We start from the raw sequence: 21027 nt of genomic DNA on the forward strand, positions 1-21027 counted from the left end.
ATTTGAAATTTGAAGTCAATGAAGCTTCACTCGATAAACACCGGTTTTTTTAAATTAGACGGCGGCGCAATGCACGGCGTTGTTCCGAAAAGTCTTTGGAGCAAACAGAATCCTGCTGATGAAAATAATATGTGCAACTGGGCCATGCGCTGTTTACTTGTGGAAGATGGCGATCGCCTTATTCTCATCGACAATGGAATGGGCGAGAAACAGGATGCGAAATTTTTCAGTTACTATTTTCTGAATGGCAACGATTCACTGGAAAAATCGCTTCGTGCAAAAGGTTTTGATTTCGGCGATGTCACCGATATGTTTCTCACGCATCTTCATTTCGATCATTGCGGCGGAAGTATTAAATACAATAATGATCGCACCAAACTTGAAACTGTTTTTCCGAATGCTACTTACTGGAGCAACGAAGCACAATGGGAATGGGCCACGAAACCGAATGCGCGGGAGAAAGCAAGTTTCCTGAAAGAAAATATTCTTCCCATAAAAGAAAGCGGCCGGTTGAAATTTTTAAAAGAAGGAGAAGATCTGTTCCCCGGATTTTCCACGCTGTGGGTGCACGGGCACACGGGCGCGATGATGCTGCCGAAAATTTCCTGCAACGGAACAACCGTTGTATTCATGGCTGATCTTCTTCCGAGCATTGCGCATATTCCTCTCGCATGGATCATGGGATACGACACGCGTCCATTACTTACGCTGACAGAAAAAGAAAAATTTCTTCCTGTTGCGGCAAAAGAAAATTATGTACTCTTTTTCGAACACGATGGAGTGAATGAGTGTTGTACGGTTAGTGATACAGATAGAGGAGTTAGAGTTAATGAGAAGTTTAGATTGGATGAGTGTTTCTCTTCTTAAGAGGTATTAGGGTATTGAGGTATTAGGGTATTGAGGTATTAGGGTATTGAGGTATTAGGGTATTGAGGTGCTGGCATGAATCGGATCGAATTTCCTAACGGTAAGTTGGAGTGTTGAAAAAATAATTTTGTTTTTATGAAACAGATATTACACATTTGCGGCCTTAATCTTTATTTATATGAATGATACTTACGAATTTGAAACATTAGAAGTCTGGAAAAAAACAAGGGAATTCCGAAAAGCGATCTCGCAACTCACAAAAAAATTCCCTCCCTGTGAACAGTATGAATTGACGAAGCAGATCAAAATATCTTCAAGATCGGTGACTGCCAATATTGCTGAGGGAAATGGGCGCTATCATTACAAAGATAATAGCAGGTTTATCCGGATATCCACCGGTTCTCTCAAGGAAACCATGGATCATCTTTACGTTGCCTTTGATGAAGAATATATTAAAGAGGACGAACTGAAATTTTTTAAAAGCGATTATTTGCATTGCAAAAAACTCCTCAACGGATATCTCGCCTATCTCAAGAAAAATATCAAATGAACAGGAGTATATTCGCCCCAATATCTTAATACCTTAATACCTTCTTTTAACTTTAGAATGAAATGAAAACAGGATTAATATTAAGCGGCGGCGGCGCGCGCGGATTTGCTCACCTGGGTGTGTTGCGTGCGCTTGATGAATTAGGCGTGCACGTGGATGCAATAGCGGGTACGAGTGCAGGTGCATTGGCGGGTGCATTTTATTTCGCCGGTCATACACCGACCGACACATTGCGTTACATTCGTTCCTATAAAATTTATCAGTGGGCAAGAATTCTCTGGAGAAAGCCCGGCATACTGAACATGGAGAAGATCGGGAAAATGATCGCTCAATATCTTCCTGAAAATTTTGAAGGCCTGAATGCCCCGCTCACCGTTTGCGCTACAGATATTCTCAACTGCAAATCCGTTTTTTTTAATTCAGGTCCGCTCATTCCCGCCCTTTGTTCTTCAGCGTGTATTCCAGTTTTGTTTGAACCGGTAAACTTCGGCAGTAATCAATACGTGGACGGAGGCATCATGGATAATTTTCCGGTCGAGGCATTGCGTGAAAAGTGCGACCGCATCATTGGCGTTCATGTGAATCCGCTACAGAAAGAATTCCGGAATGTGCACATGAAAGATGTGATGGACCGCAGTCTTCACCTCGCGCTTCGTCACCAGGTTTTTTCGAAAAGAGAGGAGTGCGATATTTTCATTGAGCCGGAAGAATGTTCGCAGTTTGGCATGTTCGATCTTTCTTCGGCGGAAAAAATAGTTGAGATCGGTTATAAAGCAGCTATGCAGCAGAAAGAAGAATTACTGAAACTGAAATAATGGTATTGTATTTGCAACACTTTTCCCAATGAAAAAATCATTTTCCATTTTATTTTTTTTCTCCACAATACAATTTTCTTTCGCGCAGGAATTCACTCCGCCCGATTCCGTTGCTATCATCAACAATCATGTGAAGGAAATCCGCATTTATTATACAGGGACAGGAGTGGTGAAAAATCTTCAGCATACGTATCGCTACAATAAAAAAGGCCAGTGCATTTACAGCAGCGAAGGATCGCCCAATCCCGGAAATTATTATTATTCCTATAAATACGACAGCGTTGGCAGGAACAGCAAAAGTATTCAACGGCTTATTAGCGGAGAATTTGTAGCTGCTTATGATTTCAAATATTTTAAGAGTGGTAAATTATTGCGGGCCGGATATTATTCGCATAATGATTCCATTCATCCTTACCGGGTCTCCGATTATGATGAAAATGGAAATATTATTGCCGATACTTATTTCAGTGGAAAAGAATTCTCTGAGCAAAAAACGATGACTTACAATTCGAAAAATGAACTCATGAGTACTGTGGACTCCATACCGAAAGTGAGAACAACTACGGTACTTGCGAATAACCGATTGGTGCGCGAGATTGATTACGACAGCAATTATGTACTGACTTCTTCCTGGCTATTATTTTATGATGCCAATGGAAAACTCACGAGCAATACGCATTTGAAAGGCGGCCACAAAACGGAGTACGCTGTTATTTACAGCGGCAACGGTTATAAAATTCTAATGAACGGACTTCCGGCCACAGTGAGTGAAACAAAAAAATGGGCCTACAAATGGGAATATCTCACTTCTCCACCGGAATCCTTGACTGATGCAACCTATAACGAACAGGCCGTGCCAACTTACAAGCACGAATTAAAACGCGATGCGAAAGGAAATATTACAGAAGATATTATTTCTCCCAGTGAAACATGGATGATACAGAAGACGGTAAATTTTTCTTATGAATATGAGTACTGGAAATAAACGGCACTAATTTTTAGCCGATCAATAGTTGGACCGATCCGATTCGGATGTGCCACTGCTGAAACAAAAAATATTACATCTTATCCTGATCTGGAAATAAGAAAGCCGCGGAGAAAAAAAAGTATAACACGAAGCAGTTGAGTTGTTATACAATACCACAATCGTATTCACATTAACAACATTGAGTGAACCAAGAAAATAAATATATTCCAGATCAGCGCTTATGGAAAAAATCCTTTTCCTGATCAAATCTATAAGCGAGAGTCCTGCACCAACCTCGGCTACAACAGGATTATTTGGTTTTCCGATTGCAAGGTTATAGTTAGATGCATAACCTGTAGTAACAATTTTATTAATGAGAAAGAATTCATCGCATCCGGCAATTGCATTCACATTCACGCCCAGCTCGGATTTCCTTATTCTGAAATTTTCCCCGAATCTTAGCTGTTCACCGAACTGTTGATATTTCATATGGACTCCATAACCCCGCAGGTTCCAGCCGTTGGAGGGATATGTTGTATCCATTATTTCTGAATTCACAACATAATTACATTGATTGTACTTAATGACAAATCCTGCTGTGAATTTCTGGTGAATGAACGCATCACCAGATAACTCAAGAACGTATGGAAGATTAACTCCTTTCTGTATAGTTTCTGTATTGGTTTCCAAGTGCGATAGTTTCAAATTCCTGTCAAAAGGCAATCCGCCGGAAATTCCAATGGTATAATCAGTTTGAGACAATGCATCGAGCTTAATGAATAACGTTACAACTGAAAATAGTATTCTCATATACGCAAGACGCAAAAACAAACTATACGTTGCTCCTCCGCCAGGGTTATCCTACAGAAATTTTGCCAGAGATTTTCTCGAATTTTCCTATTCCTTCAAATCGTAAATTGTAGATTGTAAATCGTAAATTTGAGTATGGATTTATTAAGGGAAAAATTCGTCTTCCTCCTCTCCACGCCGCTCTACACTTTTTTTATCCTCGGCGAGATGATCCTTTCGCGTATTCATCACCGGAAATTCTACACGCTCAAAGGAACGCTCATGAATGTGTGGCTCTCGGCGCTCAACTTCGGTCTCGATTTTGTTTTGCGCGGATTCGTTCTCGTTTTCCTTACTTATTTTTTCAATCACAAATATTTTCTCATCGCCACTCCCTGGATCTACTGGACGGCGCTGCTCATTGCTGAAGACTTTTTATTTTACTGGCTGCATCGTGTCGATCACTACTGCCGTTTTTTCTGGGCAGTGCATGTTACGCATCATTCATCGGAAGAATTCAATCTCACCGTAGGATTCCGCTCTTCCGTTTTTCAGCCGTTGTATCGTTTCATCTGGTTCATTCCTCTTCCGCTTCTTGGATTCCGTGCAGAAGATATTATGCTCATGTACGCCATCACGCAGATCTACGGCATTCTCATTCACACCCAATTCATAAATAAAATGGGGCCGCTCGAGTGGTTCATGAGTACGCCTTCGCACCACCGCGTTCATCACGGCGCGAATGTTCCTTATCTCGACAAGAATATGGGAATGGTTTTTATTTTCTGGGATAAACTTTTCGGAACGTTTGTTCCTGAAGAAGAAAAAGTAAAATTCGGTTTGACAAAAAATTTAGAACATCCTTACAATCCTGTCACTTCTGTTTTTCACGAATGGGGAGCGATCTTGCGCGATCTCGGAAAAAAATCTTCACTCAAAGCAAAATTCATGTACGTGTTTGGCCCGCCGGGATGGAGTCATGATGGAAGTAAAAAAACGAGCGGGCAATTGCGAAAAGAATTCAAGATTCAAGATTCAAAGATTAATGGTGGGCTATAATAATCCGAAGGTTGTCGTAATTTTTTTTCCTAACTTTCGTTATAGCTAAAATACCGCTGCCATGAAAACTCTACTCCCGCTTTTTATTCTCCTCTCGGTTCAACTGAGCGCACAATTTAATTCCCTTACTTATAACCGCCAACATCTGCCCGATTCGGTTATCAAAGCAAACAAGATCCGTTCAAGAACATCTGTCCTGGTTTTCGATAAAGGAAAAAGCACCGATCGATGGGAAGTGGATTATGATGCGGATGCAAAAATTACCGGTGAACATTCCATTAGCAATACAAAAAATCATACCGACAGCACTCGTGTAGTTTATATCCGTAATGCGAATGGAGATCTTACCGGCAAACTTCATTTCTCGAATGGAAAACTCACCGACAGTGTTGTTGTTATTCACGATCGCCCCGATTATTCTGAACGTACTTATTCCAATGGGAAATTGATCGGCTGGGAAGAAACAAAAGGAGATTCGCTCGACAGAATATCCATTATAAAAACAATGAATGGAAAGGATACCGCGACCACGATGACAGAAACCAAAATGCTGTACAATTCTTCCGGCAAACTGATGTTGAGTTCTAAATTGTACACCACCATCAATAAAGGAAAAGTGGACACCACCTATTTTAATTCGCAGGATTACGGCAACCCTTCCATCACAAAATATTTTCTCACTTTTGGTTTCGCCGATGTACATGAGAGCGAATTTGAATATCATTATCCGCAGGCAGATACTATTTTCGGTTACACCACGAGAAAAGGAAAACCGTCCTCTACTAGTGTCATCGCGATAGACAGTCTCGGCCATTTTCAAAGCAGCAGATTCTATAACAAGAAAAAAAAGATTTTTGCCCTGAGCAATTATTCGTACGACAGCAATGGAAAAATCACGGCGATCATTTCGAAAAACAAAAAAGGGAAAACGACTTACACGCAAACATTCACCCGTAATTCAAAGGGGCTATTGGACGAAGAGAAAAAAGGAGAAAATCTGAAGAAGCCGGAAGTAGATTTGAAATACGAGTACACCTATTACCAGTAATTTCTTTCGCATAAAGTGCTTCATTTCATTCCTGATTTGGGCGTGTGCTGAAGCATCCGCAAGCGGTTTGCTTCAGCACCGGGCTATCCGCTTGTACTCCTCGGCCGCAAGCGCCCTGTGGGGTACCGCTGCTATCCCTCACGCACGGAGCGAAGCCGGAATGCCTCCCGCCTGATTATAAGTTTACAAATGGATAAGACTGCAAACGGAAAAATGTTTTTGTAGATTCGCGCGGCTTTTTTCCCGGTCATAAACCATTCAGAAAAATCCTCAGATAACAATGGAAAATAACACACCCGACAAACTCAGATCACAATTCTTCGACGAGTCAGAAATTCTTTTCGCAATTTTTGATAAAGATTTAAATTGCGTTGATGCGAATACTGCATTTTTAAAAACACTGCACTTCACAAAAGAAGGCATCATCGGAAAAAATATTACAGAAATTTCGCCGGACAATAAATCGAGCGGGCGAAACGATCTTTACAGAGAAGTTATCCGCACAGAAAAAACGCTCATCCTCGATGAGGTAAAACCTCACCCGAGCATGGGGAATATTTATGTGCGTGTAAAAGCTTTTAAAGTAGGCGATGGATTGGGAACCGCTTCAGAAAATATTACCGATCTTAAAGAAGCTGTATCCGAACTTGAAACTTTTATTTACAAATCATCTCACGACATGCGCAGCCCCATTGCAAGTATTCTCGGCCTTACCAATATTGCGGAGGAAGGTTTAAAAGATATTGATGAAGCGAAACGTTTCTGCAAAATTGTAAGGCAACAAACCCGGCGGCTCGATACTATTCTGCAGATCCTTGTTGCAACAACAAGGATCAGGGAAGGCGAAAAAATAATTCGCCTTCTCGATTTTAAAGAAATTATTGAAGACACGCTGAAATCGTTGGAATCTGCAGAAGGATTCGATAAAATTAATTTTGAAAAACACATTTCTTTCAACGGAAAATTTTACAGCGACAAACTTCTGGTCATCTCCCTGTTCCAGAATCTTCTTGACAATGCCATCAAATACAAAAAAGAAAATACCCCAAACCCTTTTATTAATATCTCAGTTGTGAATGAAAACGATGGCGTAAAAATTACTGTCGCCGACAATGGGATCGGCATCCCCGATCATTTGCAGAAAGATGTTTTTAAAATGTTTTTCCGCGCCACAGAAAAAGCAAGCGGCAGCGGGCTCGGTCTTTACACCGTAAATCATACCCTCAAAAAACTAGGCGGAACAATACAACTCGACAGTAAAGAAAAAACAGGGACTACGTTTACCATTTATTTGCCGAATGAAAAAGCGGGACCAGTAGAGAAATGAAATGGGAATTAATTCCGTTACGGCAAAAAAAGCAATCCGTAAATCCGTTTACGTCTGTAATCCCTGCCCGCAGCAGCGCAAGCCCTCGCTTCGGCAGGCGGGTGTATTGTCTGTCTTATTCGTAATCCATCTCCTACATCGGATCTACCCGCCTCCGCTTCACGTAGTCGGGCAGGCATCCCTCACATAGGATCAACGTCAGTAATAATTCCCACCCTCCTAAAATCACCATGCGCCCTTAAGTGTGCAATTTCATTTGCAATAATTTTTTTTGCTGAAGAACTATTTGCATCGCGTTCCAGTTTCACTAAAATATTTTTAAGGTATTCGTCTCTCACTTTTGAAACAGAAGGAAATTCAGGGCCAAGAATACGCTCTGCAAAATGCGTACGTAAACGATCGGCGAAATACAGCGCGGCTTCATCGAGGAGCACATGATCTTTTGTCTTCAATGTCAAACGGATCAAACGGTGAAACGGCGGATAATGAAATTCTTGCCGCTCCACAATTTCCGTTTCATACATCGTGAAATAATCTGAATTCAGCACGCAGGAAATAACAGGATGCTGCGGATTGAAAGTCTGTATGATCACTTCGCCGCGCTGTTCTCTCCTGCCCGCGCGCCCCGCCACCTGCGACATCAATTGAAAACTTCTTTCCACCGCACGGAAATCGGGATAGTTCATGAGCTGATCGGCTTGCAGAATTCCAACGAGCGAAACATTTTCGAAGTCGAGTCCTTTAGTCACCATCTGTGTTCCCACAAGAATATCAATTCGCCGTTCTTCAAAATCATTTACTAATTTCTGGAGCGCAAATTTTCCCCGCGTTGTGTCGAGATCCATGCGCGCCACTTTTGCTTCGGGAAATATCAATTGCAATTCTTCTTCTATTTTTTCTGTGCCGAATCCTTTCATGCGTAAGTCTGCATTCCCGCACGCCTGGCATTGCGCCGGAGGATTCGTGGTCCATCCGCAATAATGGCAACGCAGTTGATTGGAATTTTTATGATACGTGAGACTCACATCGCAGCGCACACAATGCGGAATATGCCCGCAGTCCTGGCATTCGATGGAAGGCGCAAATCCACGTCGATTCTGAAATAAAATAATTTGTTCTTTTTTCTCCAGCGCGTTCGTCATCTTTTCCATGAGCGTCGGTGAGAAATGTGAATTCATTAATTTTTTCCGCGACGCTTCTTTTATGTCCACCACATTTATTTCCGGCAAACTCGATCCGCCGTAACGTTCAGTGAGAATCGCATAACCATATTTTTTTTCCTTTGAATTAAAATACGTTTCTACCGAAGGCGTTGCAGAACCGAGAATAACTTTCGCATGGTGCGTACGCGCAAGCCACACCGCACTGTCGCGCGCATTGTAACGCGGCGCGCGTTCGTTCTGCTTGAAAGAAGAATCGTGTTCTTCATCCACGATGATGATGCCCGGCGAATGAAACGGAAGAAAAACTGCAGAGCGCGCACCGATCACCAGGATCGGTTCTTTCTTCAGCACTTCGTTCCAGATCTCCACGCGTTCATTTTCATTGAAACGCGAATGATAAACAAAAACTTTATTCCCGAAATGTTTCTGCAAACGCGTCACGAGCTGCGTGGTGAGCGCGATCTCCGGGAGAAGATACAACACCTGTTTACCGGCATCCATTTGTTCGCGGATGAATTTAATGTAAACCTCCGTCTTTCCGCTCGAGGTAATTCCCTGGAGCAGGCAAACATCTTTCGTTTTGAATTCCTCTTTTATTTTATCGAAAGCAATCTGCTGATGCGAACTCAGCGTGAGTTCTTTTCCTTCACTTTGTTTCTGCAACAAACGCGACACTTCCACTTCTTCCGTTGCAAGAATATTTTTTTTCACCAATGCGCGAAGTGCGCTGTCAGAAACACCGGAAGTTTTTAAAAGATCAGATCGGCGGACCGATCCGTGTTTTTTTCCATAGCGGTCAGAGAGATGAATGAACGCCATGATGGCCTGCAGTTGTTTGAAAGAACGTTTTTCCAATTGAGAAAAAACCACTTTCAGTTTTTCTTCGTCTTCCAATTCACCGGCAAGACAAATGTAGGTTTCGAATTTCGGATGATAACGTTGCTGCAGCTCTTCGTAAACGAGAATAACACCGATCTCGAGTAATTCTTTGATCACCGGGTAAACAGTTTTTTTCTGCAGCAGTTCCACCATCTCTTCTATGGTGAGTGTATTCCGCACATCGAGCGCTTCACAAACAGCGAACTGGTCGTTGGTCAATTTGGCTCTATCACCATCCCAGGAAGTATTGAGCAGAATCATCGTTTCGCTCGACAGGCGCAATCCCGAAGGCAATGCAGCAAGCATCACTTCTCCTCTGGTGCAGAGATAGTATTCGCTCATCCATTTCCAGAACTCCAGTTGTTTTTCCTGCACTACTGGCTTTTCATCAATGAGCGAATCGATGTATTTCGCAATGTAACCAGGCGCTGTGCTGTGAATTTTTTCTACAATTCCTGAATAAAGTTTTTTCTTTCCGAACTGCACCACCACGCGCATTCCTGTTTTCACCTTGTCATTCAATTCCTGCGGAACACGATACGTATAGGCATTCGCAATTGGAATCGGGAGAATAACGTCGGCAAACAGATCGATGCGATCAGACATAAGCAAAGGAAATATTAATGAAGCACAACAAGCTTCTGGCGATATACAGAATTCTCCGTGATCACGCGTACAAAATAAGTTCCATCAGCAATATTCTCCATTGAAAAATTCACATCCTGTCTTCCATTGTGCTCTTCACTGCGAATAATTTTTCCTGTTGCATCAATAATTTCAATTTTTATTTCCCCATCGGCATGCACACGCACCGCAACATTATTCGCTGCAGGATTTGGAAAAACATCCACTGTTCCTTCTGCCAAAGGATTCTGCACGTCAAGTAAATTCGCATCAGGCGTGAGATAAACTCTGTACACCGTATCATTCGCCCACGAAGTTGGTGGAAGATTCGGAGTGGGAGAAACAATTCCACCCACAAGATATCCCGCAAGAATTCTCCCGCTCACATTGCGCAAATTCACCACATCATTCGAATAAGACGGAACACTACTCAGCGGAACAAACTGCATATTACTTCCCTGCAATCCCGGCATCTGTAATTGCAAAGGCACTTGCGCCCACGCGCCATTCTGCGCATGCACGAGAACAGAAATATCACTCACAAAAGGAACGAGCGTGTCTTCTGTTAAAATTCCATTCGAAGGATTGAAATCATATTGACTCATTCCGCCGAATAGTACAGTGAACATTGTATGTTGCACCGAATCAAAAACCGGCAACATCGCACAAGTGTAATTATTCATTTGCTGGCTGTAAGAAGAATCAACAGCATAACCATTGAGTGTATCGTAATTAATGGGCCACGGGTAAGGCAACTCACGGTCTTTGCGGAACACTCCACTGTAAACACAGGAACCAAAACTTCCGTCTGAGTGAATTATGGGGCCAAGATTAAAATCGCGGCGATGAAAATTATTCGTGTCAGTGATCGCAGAATAATTGGTGATGAAAAGATTTGTACCGTCGTCAGAAATTTTAAAACGTTTCAGTTCATTCGAGTAAATCTGCGTGAATGTAGGTTGTGGCGGATCAGAATATCTTCCATAAAAATTGTGTCCGAAAAAAAGAAGACACGTGCTGTCGCTCAAACTTGTCATTTCTCCCCCGCACACACGCAGGTTTGTGTACGTGATCTGGCGGATGTGCGGCGCGATCGGCGTTCCATTGATCACCGCGTTGATCATGTTATCAATTTGTATGGCGGAAACAACCGGGAAAGTGCGGTAAGCATTCGCAGTGGAATCAAATCCAAATCCGCCGATGATGTAGAGATAATCTCCAATACGCGTGAACTGTGCATTCGTTGCGCGCAGCGGATCTGCTTCTGCAAAAGGAAGAACGCCAAGCGGGGAAGAATAATAACTCCACGTAGCCGTATCGATCACCGTGATGACATCACTTTCATAAACGACATCGAAATTGCTGTTGGTAGAAAATCCGTGAAGGCCGTTGGTTCTTCCTCCAATGAAAAGCCACTTTGATCCCGATTGTGCAAAAGCGAAAGAATGCATTCCGGGTAGCGGACCGGCGATCACAGGTTCAATTTCAATAGTAAAAGGAACCTGCGCCTGCGAATGAAGAAACGGTGCAGAAAAAATAAAGAAGAAAAAAGTAAATTTTTTCATGCCGGAAAATTGGCTCATCATTCTATAAAGATAATCCTAAAGAATGATTTTTCAATGCAGAACCAGGCAGAATACCTGTTCCTTTTTGTAAATTTGAATCAATGAAAAAGTATTTATTTTTCTTTTTTCTTTTTCCTGCACTGAACGGTTGGGCCCAGCACGACAGTATCCGTACGGATGTAAAACTGAATGTACTTGCCCCGATGCTTGGCCTCGCTGATATTTCACTGGAACACCGGCTTTGTAAAAATTTTTCGCTCACCGGCGAATTCGGTTACCAGGTTTATGGTTTTCCGAAAGGAGATACGCAATGGGTGAAGCCGAGCGGTTATCGCGCTATAGTAGAATTGCGCCGTTACAATTTATTCGGCGGTGGCGAAAAATATTATTCATTGACAGGATGGTATTGCGGCGTCGATCTGTTTTACAAATACAATCGTTATAATGAAACGCTGACTTACCTGAATGAGAATGACACGCTCACACATCACGACAGTTTCTCAATGGAAAAAAATGTTTTCGGTGGAAATCTTATCCTCGGTTACCAGTCTGTATTTGCAAAACATTTCTGTTTTGATATTCACGGCGGCCCGGGAATGATGTATCGATCGATCATAGATCACAACATTGAATTCGGAATGGTGCATGGAGATTATTTCTCGGGCGGAAAAGATCTCGCTCCTTTTTTTGCTGAACAGGATTATCGTGCCAGTTCAGGAACAACTTTCTCTTTGCGTTTTTCATTGGGGATCGGTTACATCATTAACTGAAAGATTTTTTTATGAATACAGAAGAACTTGCAGCTTCGCTCAAACTCACATCACAACTGATGGAAATGCACGGTGAGAATCCATTCAAAGTGAAGGCGCTTTCCAATGCCGCCTATCGTCTTGATAAAACGGGCGTCGATCTCGAAAGAAAATCGCTGGAAGAACTCGAAGCCGTGGAAGGAGTTGGAAAAGGAATTGCGGCAAAGATTTTTGAGCTCAACACCACAGGAACAACAAAAGAACTTCAACATTACCTTGAAAAAACTCCGCATGGTGTGATTGAAATGCTTTCGGTGAAAGGGATCGGCCCTAAAAAAGTGGCGCAGCTATGGAAAGAACTCGGCGTGGAATCTCCTGGCGAATTATTATATGCATGCAAAGAGAATCGCCTTGTTGACCTGAAAGGTTTCGGTGAGAAAACACAGGATTCCGTAATGAAAGCCATCGAATACATGATGGCTAATAAAGGAAAATTTCATTTTTACAAAGTGGAAAAATTCGCGGAGGACACGGTAGAATTCCTGAAAGAAAAATTAGAAACTGAAAATATTTCTGTCACAGGAGCAGTGCGCAGAAAAGAACTCGTCATTGATAAAATTGAAATTGTCGCCGCAGTTGAGGAAGATGCTATCGATCTTTCCGAACTTGAAAACCCGATGAACATTCCCGTAGAAATTCATTCCTGCGATCCGGCCGATTTTTACAGCGCACTTTTTCATACTACAGCTTCTGAATCACATTTGAAACAACTGGAAGAACTGAAAAGAAATTCGCTCGATGAATCTTCTGAAGAAAAAATTTACAAGTCGTACGGACTCGATTACATTGAACCGGAATTGCGCGAAGGGAACGGCGAAATTCTTCTTGCTAAAAATCACAAACTGCCGGCGCTCATTGAAGTTTCTGACCTGAAAGGAAATCTTCACAACCACAGTAAATACAGCGACGGTATGAATACGCTGAAAGAAATGGCGGAAGCATGCCGGAAATATGGTTTTGAATATTTCGGGATATGCGATCATTCCAAATCTGCTTTTTATGCGAATGGCTTGCAACCCGACCGGATTGAACGCCAGCATGAAGAAATTGAAATTCTCAATGAGAAAATGGCCCCGTTTAAAATTTTCAAGGGGATTGAATCCGACATTCTCAATGATGGCTCGCTCGATTACGAAGAAAATATTCTGAAAACTTTTGATTTCATTGTAGCTTCTGTGCATTCGAATCTTAAAATGGAAAAAGAAAAAGCGACGCAACGTTTACTCAAAGCAATTGAAAATCCTTTCACAAGAATTCTCGGCCATCCTACAGGAAGATTATTACTCTCCCGCGAAGGGTATCCAATCGATCACAAAAAAATAATCGACGCATGCGCTGCGAATAATGTAGCCATCGAACTGAACGCACATCCCTATCGCCTCGATATTGACTGGAAGTGGATCCCGTATTGCATGGAAAAAAATGTGCTCATCTCCATCAATCCCGACGCGCATGAAACAGAAGGATTACTTGATGTAAAATGGGGAACGATCGCCGCAAGAAAAGGAATGCTCACGAAAGAATTCTGTTTGAACGCCATGAATTTATCTCAGTTTGAAAAGTGGCTCTCTTCGAAATAGTTCGTCGTTTTGTCGTAGGTGGTTGGTCGTCATCTATGGTGGCCTTAGCAAGGATCAACGACCAAACCACCTACGACCAATAAAGCAAACGACCAACCTCGAAAAATGCCTCTCATTAATTCCATCGCATCCTGGTTGATGGTGAAACGAATTCACCAGATCGAACTCTTCATGAAATATCCACATGAAGTGCAGCAGGAATGGTTTTTAAAATTAATCGAATCGGGACGAGAAACTGAATTCGGAACGAAACACGGATTCGATTCCATTGTAACGCCGGAAGATTTTAAAAATAAAATTTCGGTGCAGAATTACGATTCGCTCAAACCCTACATCGAACGATTGCAGCGTGGTGAAGAATTTTTACTCTGGCCTACGGAAGTAAAATGGTTTGCAAAATCCGCAGGAACTACCAATGATAAAAGCAAATTCATTCCTGTCACCGAAGAATCGCTGTACGAATGTCATTACCGCGGCGGAAAAGATATGATCACCATTTATTGCAACAATTATCCCGATCATAATCTTTTCACAGGAAAAAATCTTGCGCTTGGCGGAAGTCACCAGACGAATGTGCTGGAAAATTATGAAACCTACAACGGCGATGTTTCTGCCATCATCATTCAGAATCTTCCCATGTGGGCCGATTTTTTCCGCGCACCGAGTACGGAGATCGCATTGCTCGGTAAATGGGAAGACAAACTCGAACGCATTGTTGATTCCACGAAAGATGAAAATGTCGTGAGCCTTGCCGGCGTTCCTTCATGGATGATCGTGCTGCTGAAAAAAATTCTCGAGGTTACCACGAAAAAAAATATTTCCGAAGTGTGGCCGAATCTCGAATTGTATTTTCATGGCGGCGTCAATTTTCTTCCGTACCGCGAATCATTCCGCAATCTCATTGGTAAAAATATCCACTATCTCGAATTGTACAATGCATCCGAAGGGTTTTTCGGAATACAGGATCAGCGCGATTCGGAAGAATTACTACTCATGCTCGACTACGGAATTTTTTATGAATTCATAGCTGAAGCAGAGTGGGAAAAAGAATTTCCGGAAACAATTTCGCTCGCAGATGTGATCACCGGAAAAAATTATGCAATGGTCATTTCCACTACTGGCGGACTTTGGCGTTACAATACCGGCGACACGATCCTGTTCACTTCTCTTCTGCCCTATCGTTTTAAAATTACCGGGCGTACAAAAAATCACATCAATGTTTTTGGCGAAGAAGTGATGATCGGCAATGCGGAAAAAGCGCTGCACATTGCCTGCGAAAAGACAAATTCTTCTGTGCGCGAATTCACAGTCGCTCCTGTTTTCCTCGATGAAAAAGAAAAAAAAGGGCGGCACGAGTGGATCATTGAATTTGAAAAAGCGCCTCCCGATCTGAATTATTTTTCTGAACTGCTCGACAATGCACTGAAATCGGTCAACTCCGATTACGAAGCAAAGCGCTACAATAATTTTATTCTTCAGTTGCCGCTCGTGAACGCATTGGCGCAGGGAACATTTTACAAATGGATGAAAGCACATGATAAACTCGGCGGACAATACAAAGTACCACGCTTGTCGAATAACAGGAAAATTGCAGAAGAAATTCTTGCGCTGAAATGATTTTTTTTGGAGCGCACCGCCTGTTCTTTGAATTTTCTGCCTTCCCGCTACACGCGCATCCCGACCAGGATCGGGAACGCGCGTATATCGGGGCTAAAAATTTCCGTTCAGCTCATTAAATTTTCCCGGCTCATAATTCATAACTCATTCCTCATAACATTCCGGCATTTTATTTGCTTTATCTTTATCCCGATGAGCAGAATTATTTTCATAGCCGCGATCTTTTTTATGCCGTTATTTTTTTCTTTTGTAGATCGCGCCCCCTCCTGCACGATCAGAGAAACCGCAACAGCGATAACGACCGACAACCTGAAAAATGTTTATCTCATCAATGGCGAATCCATCCGGAAATTCGATTCGAGTTGCACGTTCCAGAAAGAATTTTCCAATAAAGATTTCGGCAACATCACTTCTGCCGATGCAACCAATCCGCTCCGCATTGTTCTTTTCTACCGCGATTTCAACAGGGTTGTATTCTTAGACAACACCATGAGTCAGAACGGTGATGCAGTTCAGCTCGAATCGCTTGGATTTCCTTTGGCTTCTCTCGCTGCATCATCGCACGACAATGGATTGTGGATCTACGACCAGGCGAATTTTGAATTGATCCGCTTCAACCGCAACATGCAGATTGAACAGCGCACCGGGAATCTTGCACAATTACTCGGCATCGATCTGCAACCCGATTTCATGATGGAAAAAGGAGATCGTCTTTACCTGAATAATCCTGCAACAGGAATTATTGTCTTCGATGTATTCGGAACTTATTCCAAAACAATTCCGGTTAAAGGCCTCCGCACTTTTCAGGCAACAGAAAATACTTTGTTCTATATGACCGGCGGAAATCTTGTTGCAGAAAATATTCTCACCCTCGAAACGATCAGCTACGAAGAACCTACTGATGCAAATGCGATCGACATCCGCAAAGAATCGAATCGGTTTTATGTTCTCCTGAAAGACGCAACAGAAATTTACTGATCACCTTCCCGCTTTCTCCACGAGATCGATCAGCCGGTTCGAATATCCCATTTCATTATCGTACCACCCGATCACTTTCACCATATTTCCCACAATGGAAGTGAACTCCGCATCAAACAAACAACTGTGCGGATTTCCTACGCAATCGATGGACACGATCGGATCTTCCGTGTACTCGAGAATATTTTTCAGCGTACCACCTGCGGCAATTTTAAATGCAGAATTTATTTCTTTCACACTCGCTGTTTTTTTCAGAACGCAGGTAATGTCGGTGAGCGACCCATCGGGAACAGGAACGCGTATTCCACAGCCGCCGAGTTTTCCATCGAGATGCGGAAATATTTTTGTGATCGCTTTTGCTGCACCGGTTGAAGTGGGCACCATCGACACCGCTGCCGCGCGCGCACGCCGCAGGTCCTTGTGTGGCGCATCATGCAGGCGCTGATCGCCCGTGTAGGAGTGAACCGTAGTGATGTAACCGTCTTCAATTCCCCAATGATCGTCGAGCACTTTGATCATGGGCGCTGCGCAATTCGTAGTGCAGGATGCGTTGGAAATGATACGGTCGTTTTTATCGAGGATAGAATCATTAACACCCATGACGATCGCTTTGATCTCGCTGTCATTCGCAGGCGCCGACAGAATTACTTTTTTCGCTCCTGCGTTTAGATGAAGTTCGGCACTTTTTCCATCCAGGAATTTTCCGGTCGATTCAATGACAATATCTGTTTCAAATTTTTGCCACTGTAATTTTGCAGGATCTTTTTCTGCGGTGACCTGGATTTTTTTTCCATTCACGATGATCGCATTTTCTTCTGCGGTAATTGTTCCCGGAAATTTTCTGTGAACAGAATCGTATTTCAATAAATGGGCGAGTGTGCGGCTGTCGGTAAGATCATTGATCGCAACCACTTCGATGTCTTTTCTCTCCATGATCACACGCAGGCTTACGCGCCCGATGCGGCCGAATCCGTTTATTGCAACGCGAATTGGTTTCATTTTTTTTCTTTCAAAGTTATCTTTAAAAAAAAGAACCCGCTCCTTTCAGAACGGGTCCGTTGAAAATTCTTTTTACCGATCAATTCATTTTTATGAAACGTCCTGTACCTACACGACGGCTATTCTCGATGATCGTAACGAGATAAGTTCCTTTCGCCATTTCACTGGTTTCAAAACGGATGTTGGTAATGCCGGCCATCATATCATCATGTTCTTCAGAAGAAATAAGATTTCCGTTGAGATCGTAAACCTGGAGGATCACATTTCCATTCAAAGGAATATTCACATTCACGAAAGCTTCATCACCTACAGGATTCGGGAATACTTTCAGGTCTTTGTTATGAGAAGTGGAATTGTTACCGGGGATCGGTTGAGGATCATTGATTCCATTCATTGGCCCCTGCCAGCTTGAATCGTCGCGCCATATTCCACGTCCATGTGTTCCAATATAAAAACATCCTGAATTAGGTACCAACCATGGATCCCAGCGTTGCTGGCGGATCATGAACACAGCAACATTATCGAGGCCGGTCATTGCAGTAGCCCACGTTGGCGATGCTGCTGTGATGTTGGTGGTTTCAAACATTCCATGTTCTGTTCCCGCAAGCACACGGTTCGCTGTGTATTTATCAAAACAAATTGTGTAAACAGGAGCGCCACCAATGTTATCAAGGTTCGCTGTTTTGTCAACCCACCCCGCATTTGCAGTGGAGGTTGCAGTGTCAGCAGTAGTTGATAAATAAACATACTGTGTCATTCCGTAGTTACCGAGAGAAACGATAACGCGGCCAGGATTATTTGGATCCACATCAAGTCCGCAGATGTAACGTCCGGAAAAATTTCCGATGAGATGACATTTTACTTTGCATCCTGGATTTGCGGCGGAACCATTATCAACATATCCGGTTGCAGAATCCAACGCCTGGGAAACATTATCGAAACGGTAAAGTGTTCCGCTACCGGTTGACGCAAACAAAGAATTTCCATCGACAGACCATGCTAATTTTTCACACTCCCCGGCATACGAATTCGGAGTAGAGTGTGTTCCGCCAATCTTAAGCCACTCCGGAGAAACAGAAAAATCTATTGGCCTGCGTGTGATCCATATTCCATGATCACTTGTAAATCCAACTGCGAAGCGCGACTGTATTACATCCTGAATTTTTACGGTGTCGCCGGGATTTACCTGCAAAGCGCTGAGATGACTGATGACTTTTCCCTGCACATTTGAATTCACAAAGAAGGTAGTTCCTGCTGTGAAAATTCCATCGTAATAAATTTTAATGACCTTATTTGCCGGAGGAACGGTGTTGAATGTTACAGAATAAGAACCATCACCATGAATAAATCCGGTAGCGGTTCCTGAGAGGACTCCATTGGTAGTGGTGGCCGAATCGAGGCCGGTGATCTTGACCATTGCTGTATTCGTATCAAGGACTCCGGCAGGAATAGCATTAATTGGAATGCTTACTGTTCCTGTGTAAGTAGCTGCAACACCATCGGTGATTGTAGAACTGTTCAGATTTGTGCGGTTAATAACACGGATCGTATCTCCGCTCAACAGATCATTCGTGCTTTCCCACAAACGGATGGGAGTAATGAAACTTGCGAAGGACGCAGTTCCAAAACCAGACTGAGATGTGATCTTCGAAGAATAGAAACTTGCCGAACTCTGTCCGCGATTATTGGAACGCGCGAGTGAGCCATAATAAATGGTACTGAAACAAGCATAACCATTCAGGAATGAAGTTTCACACTCCGCTCCGTCACCACCATTTATAGATGAAGCCCACATTGGATCGGGATATCCTGATCCGTCAATGTAAGTCGTGCCGTTATCCTGATTGCCGGAGATCGCCATCGTGCGCGTACCATCGAGCATATCAGGTGCTACGGAATAACATTGTGTAACATCATACCCTTTGTTCATTTGCGTATAGGTGGAACCATTATTTATGGTGCGGAAAATTCCACCATCTGTACCAATGAAAAATTCTCCTGCAGCGCTTGGATGGAAAACGATGGAATGTTTATCAGAATGAACATACCAGGGATTGAAAGGTGAATCAGGAAATTCAAGAGCGATCCTGCTCCATTGTCCGGCAATAGGACTTGTACTCGTCATATTCCATTCCCATAATTCAACTCCACCGAAGATTGCGCGCATTTTATTGTTGGGATCAACAGCAACTACATTATCATACTGTCCCTGCGACTGGTTGAACGGATCGAACTGTGCGTTTCCTGCACCTGTTACAATTGTCCAATTCATACCTCCATTAATTGAAACAAGCATCCCGGCAAGTCCGCCGTTCGAAGAGCTTGCACAAAAAGCATAAACATAATTCGGATCAGAAGGAGCAACAGCGATCTCTGTTCTTACAAGAGAAGTAGTCAGCCATCCGAAAGCAGTTGTTCCGTGATTGGTAAATGTCAAACCATTATCAGTAGAAACATAGGGTTTCTTGTTGCAGGTAGCGATAACTGTTCCGGCTGCGCCAAGATCAACATCAGTGCAGGGAATATTTTGTGCTGTGCTTGCAGGTTGAGTAAACGTAACTCCACCATCAATAGAATAACGGAATCCTTTATTCATTCCCACAAAAATGTGCAGAGCATCATTCGGATCAACAACAATTTTATCGACTGCTGCCCATGCTGAAGAAGAAGAATTAACCGGGGTAACATTAGTCGATGCAAGATGTGTCCAGGTCAATCCATCATCACTGGAAGAATAAATTCCACCGCCGAGTAATCCGCCGGAACCTGTTGCATAAGCACCGTAGAAATTATCTTCGCCGGTTCCAACATAAAGAATTCCTGTTGGGCCCTGAGCAATGGTGGTTATTGAAATAACAACACCGGATAAATTGAAGAAAGGTGCACAACGGTGCCAGTTATTCGCTCCATCATTGGATTCAAAAAGTCCACCACCAACTCCACCTGCCCACATGTGCTGGTGAGTAGGATCAAGATTATCAAAAAGTATAGCACGTGTACGGCCACCGATATTATCGGGACCAAGTTCGGTCCATGAAGCTGTGGAAGCAGTTGCCTGTGGTCCACCGGTACGAGATGCAGTGATCGCCTGATTAGCGCGATCTGCCACATCAATCATTGCCTGGTAATCGAGCTGACCGGTTGCAGGATTTTTTTTGATATCAAACATCCATTTTATCGCGCCATTCGCATCTTGAGCATCTCCATCCGAATTACCAACTTCGAATTCGTGAGAAGGGCGATAGAGCGAGCCATTATCTTTTCTGAAAGAGTAAGTGGTTAAAACAGCCAGTGCGGTTGCAGCAATACCGATCCCGGCCAGAACGAGTCTGTTTCGTTTCATTGGTGAAAGTTTTTTTGAATCCCTCATTAATATTTCTATTCTGAATTA

At 43.0% G+C, this 21027-nt stretch carries 16 protein-coding genes; 11 read left to right on the top strand and 5 right to left on the bottom strand.

The features are described from left to right. Window positions 1-18 precede the first annotated feature (18 nt). From HY064_05625 to HY064_05640, 4 genes are all read left to right on the top strand, one after another. The gene (locus HY064_05625; GenBank protein MBI3510122.1) at window positions 19-867 is read left to right on the top strand and encodes an MBL fold metallo-hydrolase; all 849 of its coding nucleotides are present in this window, start codon (window positions 19-21) and stop codon (window positions 865-867) included. A gap of 178 nt (window positions 868-1045) precedes the next feature. Next, complete coding sequence (locus tag HY064_05630) at window positions 1046-1417, top strand: four helix bundle protein (GenBank protein MBI3510123.1); 372 nt, start codon at window positions 1046-1048, stop codon at window positions 1415-1417. Between the two features lie 62 nt (window positions 1418-1479). Then, window positions 1480-2232, top strand: coding sequence for a patatin-like phospholipase family protein (locus HY064_05635; GenBank protein ID MBI3510124.1), 753 nt, complete (start codon window positions 1480-1482; stop codon window positions 2230-2232). 28 nt (window positions 2233-2260) lie between these two features. Further along, on the top strand, window positions 2261-3217 hold the full coding sequence (locus tag HY064_05640) for a hypothetical protein (protein MBI3510125.1): 957 nt from the start codon (window positions 2261-2263) through the stop codon (window positions 3215-3217). Window positions 3218-3238: 21 nt separating this feature from the next. Here HY064_05640 and HY064_05645 read toward each other — a convergent pair whose 3' ends face one another. After that, window positions 3239-4009 (bottom strand): hypothetical protein, encoded by a 771-nt coding sequence (locus tag HY064_05645; GenBank protein ID MBI3510126.1) that lies wholly within the window; start codon window positions 4007-4009, stop codon window positions 3239-3241. A 135-nt stretch (window positions 4010-4144) separates the two neighbouring features. Here HY064_05645 and HY064_05650 point away from each other — a divergent pair, with 135 nt between their 5' ends. From HY064_05650 to HY064_05660, 3 genes are all read left to right on the top strand, one after another. Further along, window positions 4145-5047 (top strand): sterol desaturase family protein, encoded by a 903-nt coding sequence (locus HY064_05650; protein MBI3510127.1) that lies wholly within the window; start codon window positions 4145-4147, stop codon window positions 5045-5047. A 61-nt stretch (window positions 5048-5108) separates the two neighbouring features. Continuing rightward, the gene (locus HY064_05655; GenBank protein ID MBI3510128.1) at window positions 5109-6095 is read left to right on the top strand and encodes a hypothetical protein; all 987 of its coding nucleotides are present in this window, start codon (window positions 5109-5111) and stop codon (window positions 6093-6095) included. 280 nt (window positions 6096-6375) lie between these two features. After that, window positions 6376-7422, top strand: coding sequence for a GHKL domain-containing protein (locus HY064_05660; GenBank protein MBI3510129.1), 1047 nt, complete (start codon window positions 6376-6378; stop codon window positions 7420-7422). A 182-nt stretch (window positions 7423-7604) separates the two neighbouring features. Here HY064_05660 and priA read toward each other — a convergent pair whose 3' ends face one another. Beyond that, window positions 7605-10070, bottom strand: a complete 2466-nt coding sequence (gene priA, locus HY064_05665) for a primosomal protein N' (GenBank protein ID MBI3510130.1) — start codon at window positions 10068-10070, stop codon at window positions 7605-7607. Window positions 10071-10084: 14 nt separating this feature from the next. Then, complete coding sequence (locus tag HY064_05670; GenBank protein ID MBI3510131.1) at window positions 10085-11653, bottom strand: T9SS type A sorting domain-containing protein; 1569 nt, start codon at window positions 11651-11653, stop codon at window positions 10085-10087. Window positions 11654-11754: 101 nt separating this feature from the next. On the opposite strand from HY064_05670, the gene HY064_05675 reads away from it, so the two are divergent. From HY064_05675 to HY064_05690, 4 genes are all read left to right on the top strand, one after another. Further along, window positions 11755-12423, top strand: a complete 669-nt coding sequence (locus HY064_05675; protein MBI3510132.1) for a DUF3575 domain-containing protein — start codon at window positions 11755-11757, stop codon at window positions 12421-12423. 11 nt (window positions 12424-12434) lie between these two features. After that, window positions 12435-14042 carry a PHP domain-containing protein gene (locus tag HY064_05680; protein ID MBI3510133.1) on the top strand — a complete coding sequence of 536 codons (1608 nt, stop codon included), beginning with the start codon at window positions 12435-12437 and terminating at the stop codon, window positions 14040-14042. Between the two features lie 105 nt (window positions 14043-14147). After that, window positions 14148-15659: a GH3 auxin-responsive promoter family protein gene (locus HY064_05685; protein ID MBI3510134.1), complete on the top strand. Its 1512-nt coding sequence runs from the start codon at window positions 14148-14150 to the stop codon at window positions 15657-15659. A 192-nt stretch (window positions 15660-15851) separates the two neighbouring features. Further along, window positions 15852-16637, top strand: a complete 786-nt coding sequence (locus HY064_05690; GenBank protein MBI3510135.1) for a hypothetical protein — start codon at window positions 15852-15854, stop codon at window positions 16635-16637. Here HY064_05690 and gap read toward each other — a convergent pair whose 3' ends face one another. Then, the gene (gene gap / locus HY064_05695) at window positions 16638-17636 is read right to left on the bottom strand and encodes a type I glyceraldehyde-3-phosphate dehydrogenase (GenBank protein MBI3510136.1); all 999 of its coding nucleotides are present in this window, start codon (window positions 17634-17636) and stop codon (window positions 16638-16640) included. A 79-nt stretch (window positions 17637-17715) separates the two neighbouring features. Next, window positions 17716-20979, bottom strand: a complete 3264-nt coding sequence (locus HY064_05700) for a T9SS type A sorting domain-containing protein (GenBank protein MBI3510137.1) — start codon at window positions 20977-20979, stop codon at window positions 17716-17718. Window positions 20980-21027 lie beyond the last annotated feature (48 nt).

The sequence above is a fragment of the Bacteroidota bacterium genome, from assembly GCA_016194975.1.
In the GTDB taxonomy this organism is placed as follows: domain Bacteria; phylum Bacteroidota; class Bacteroidia; order Palsa-965; family Palsa-965.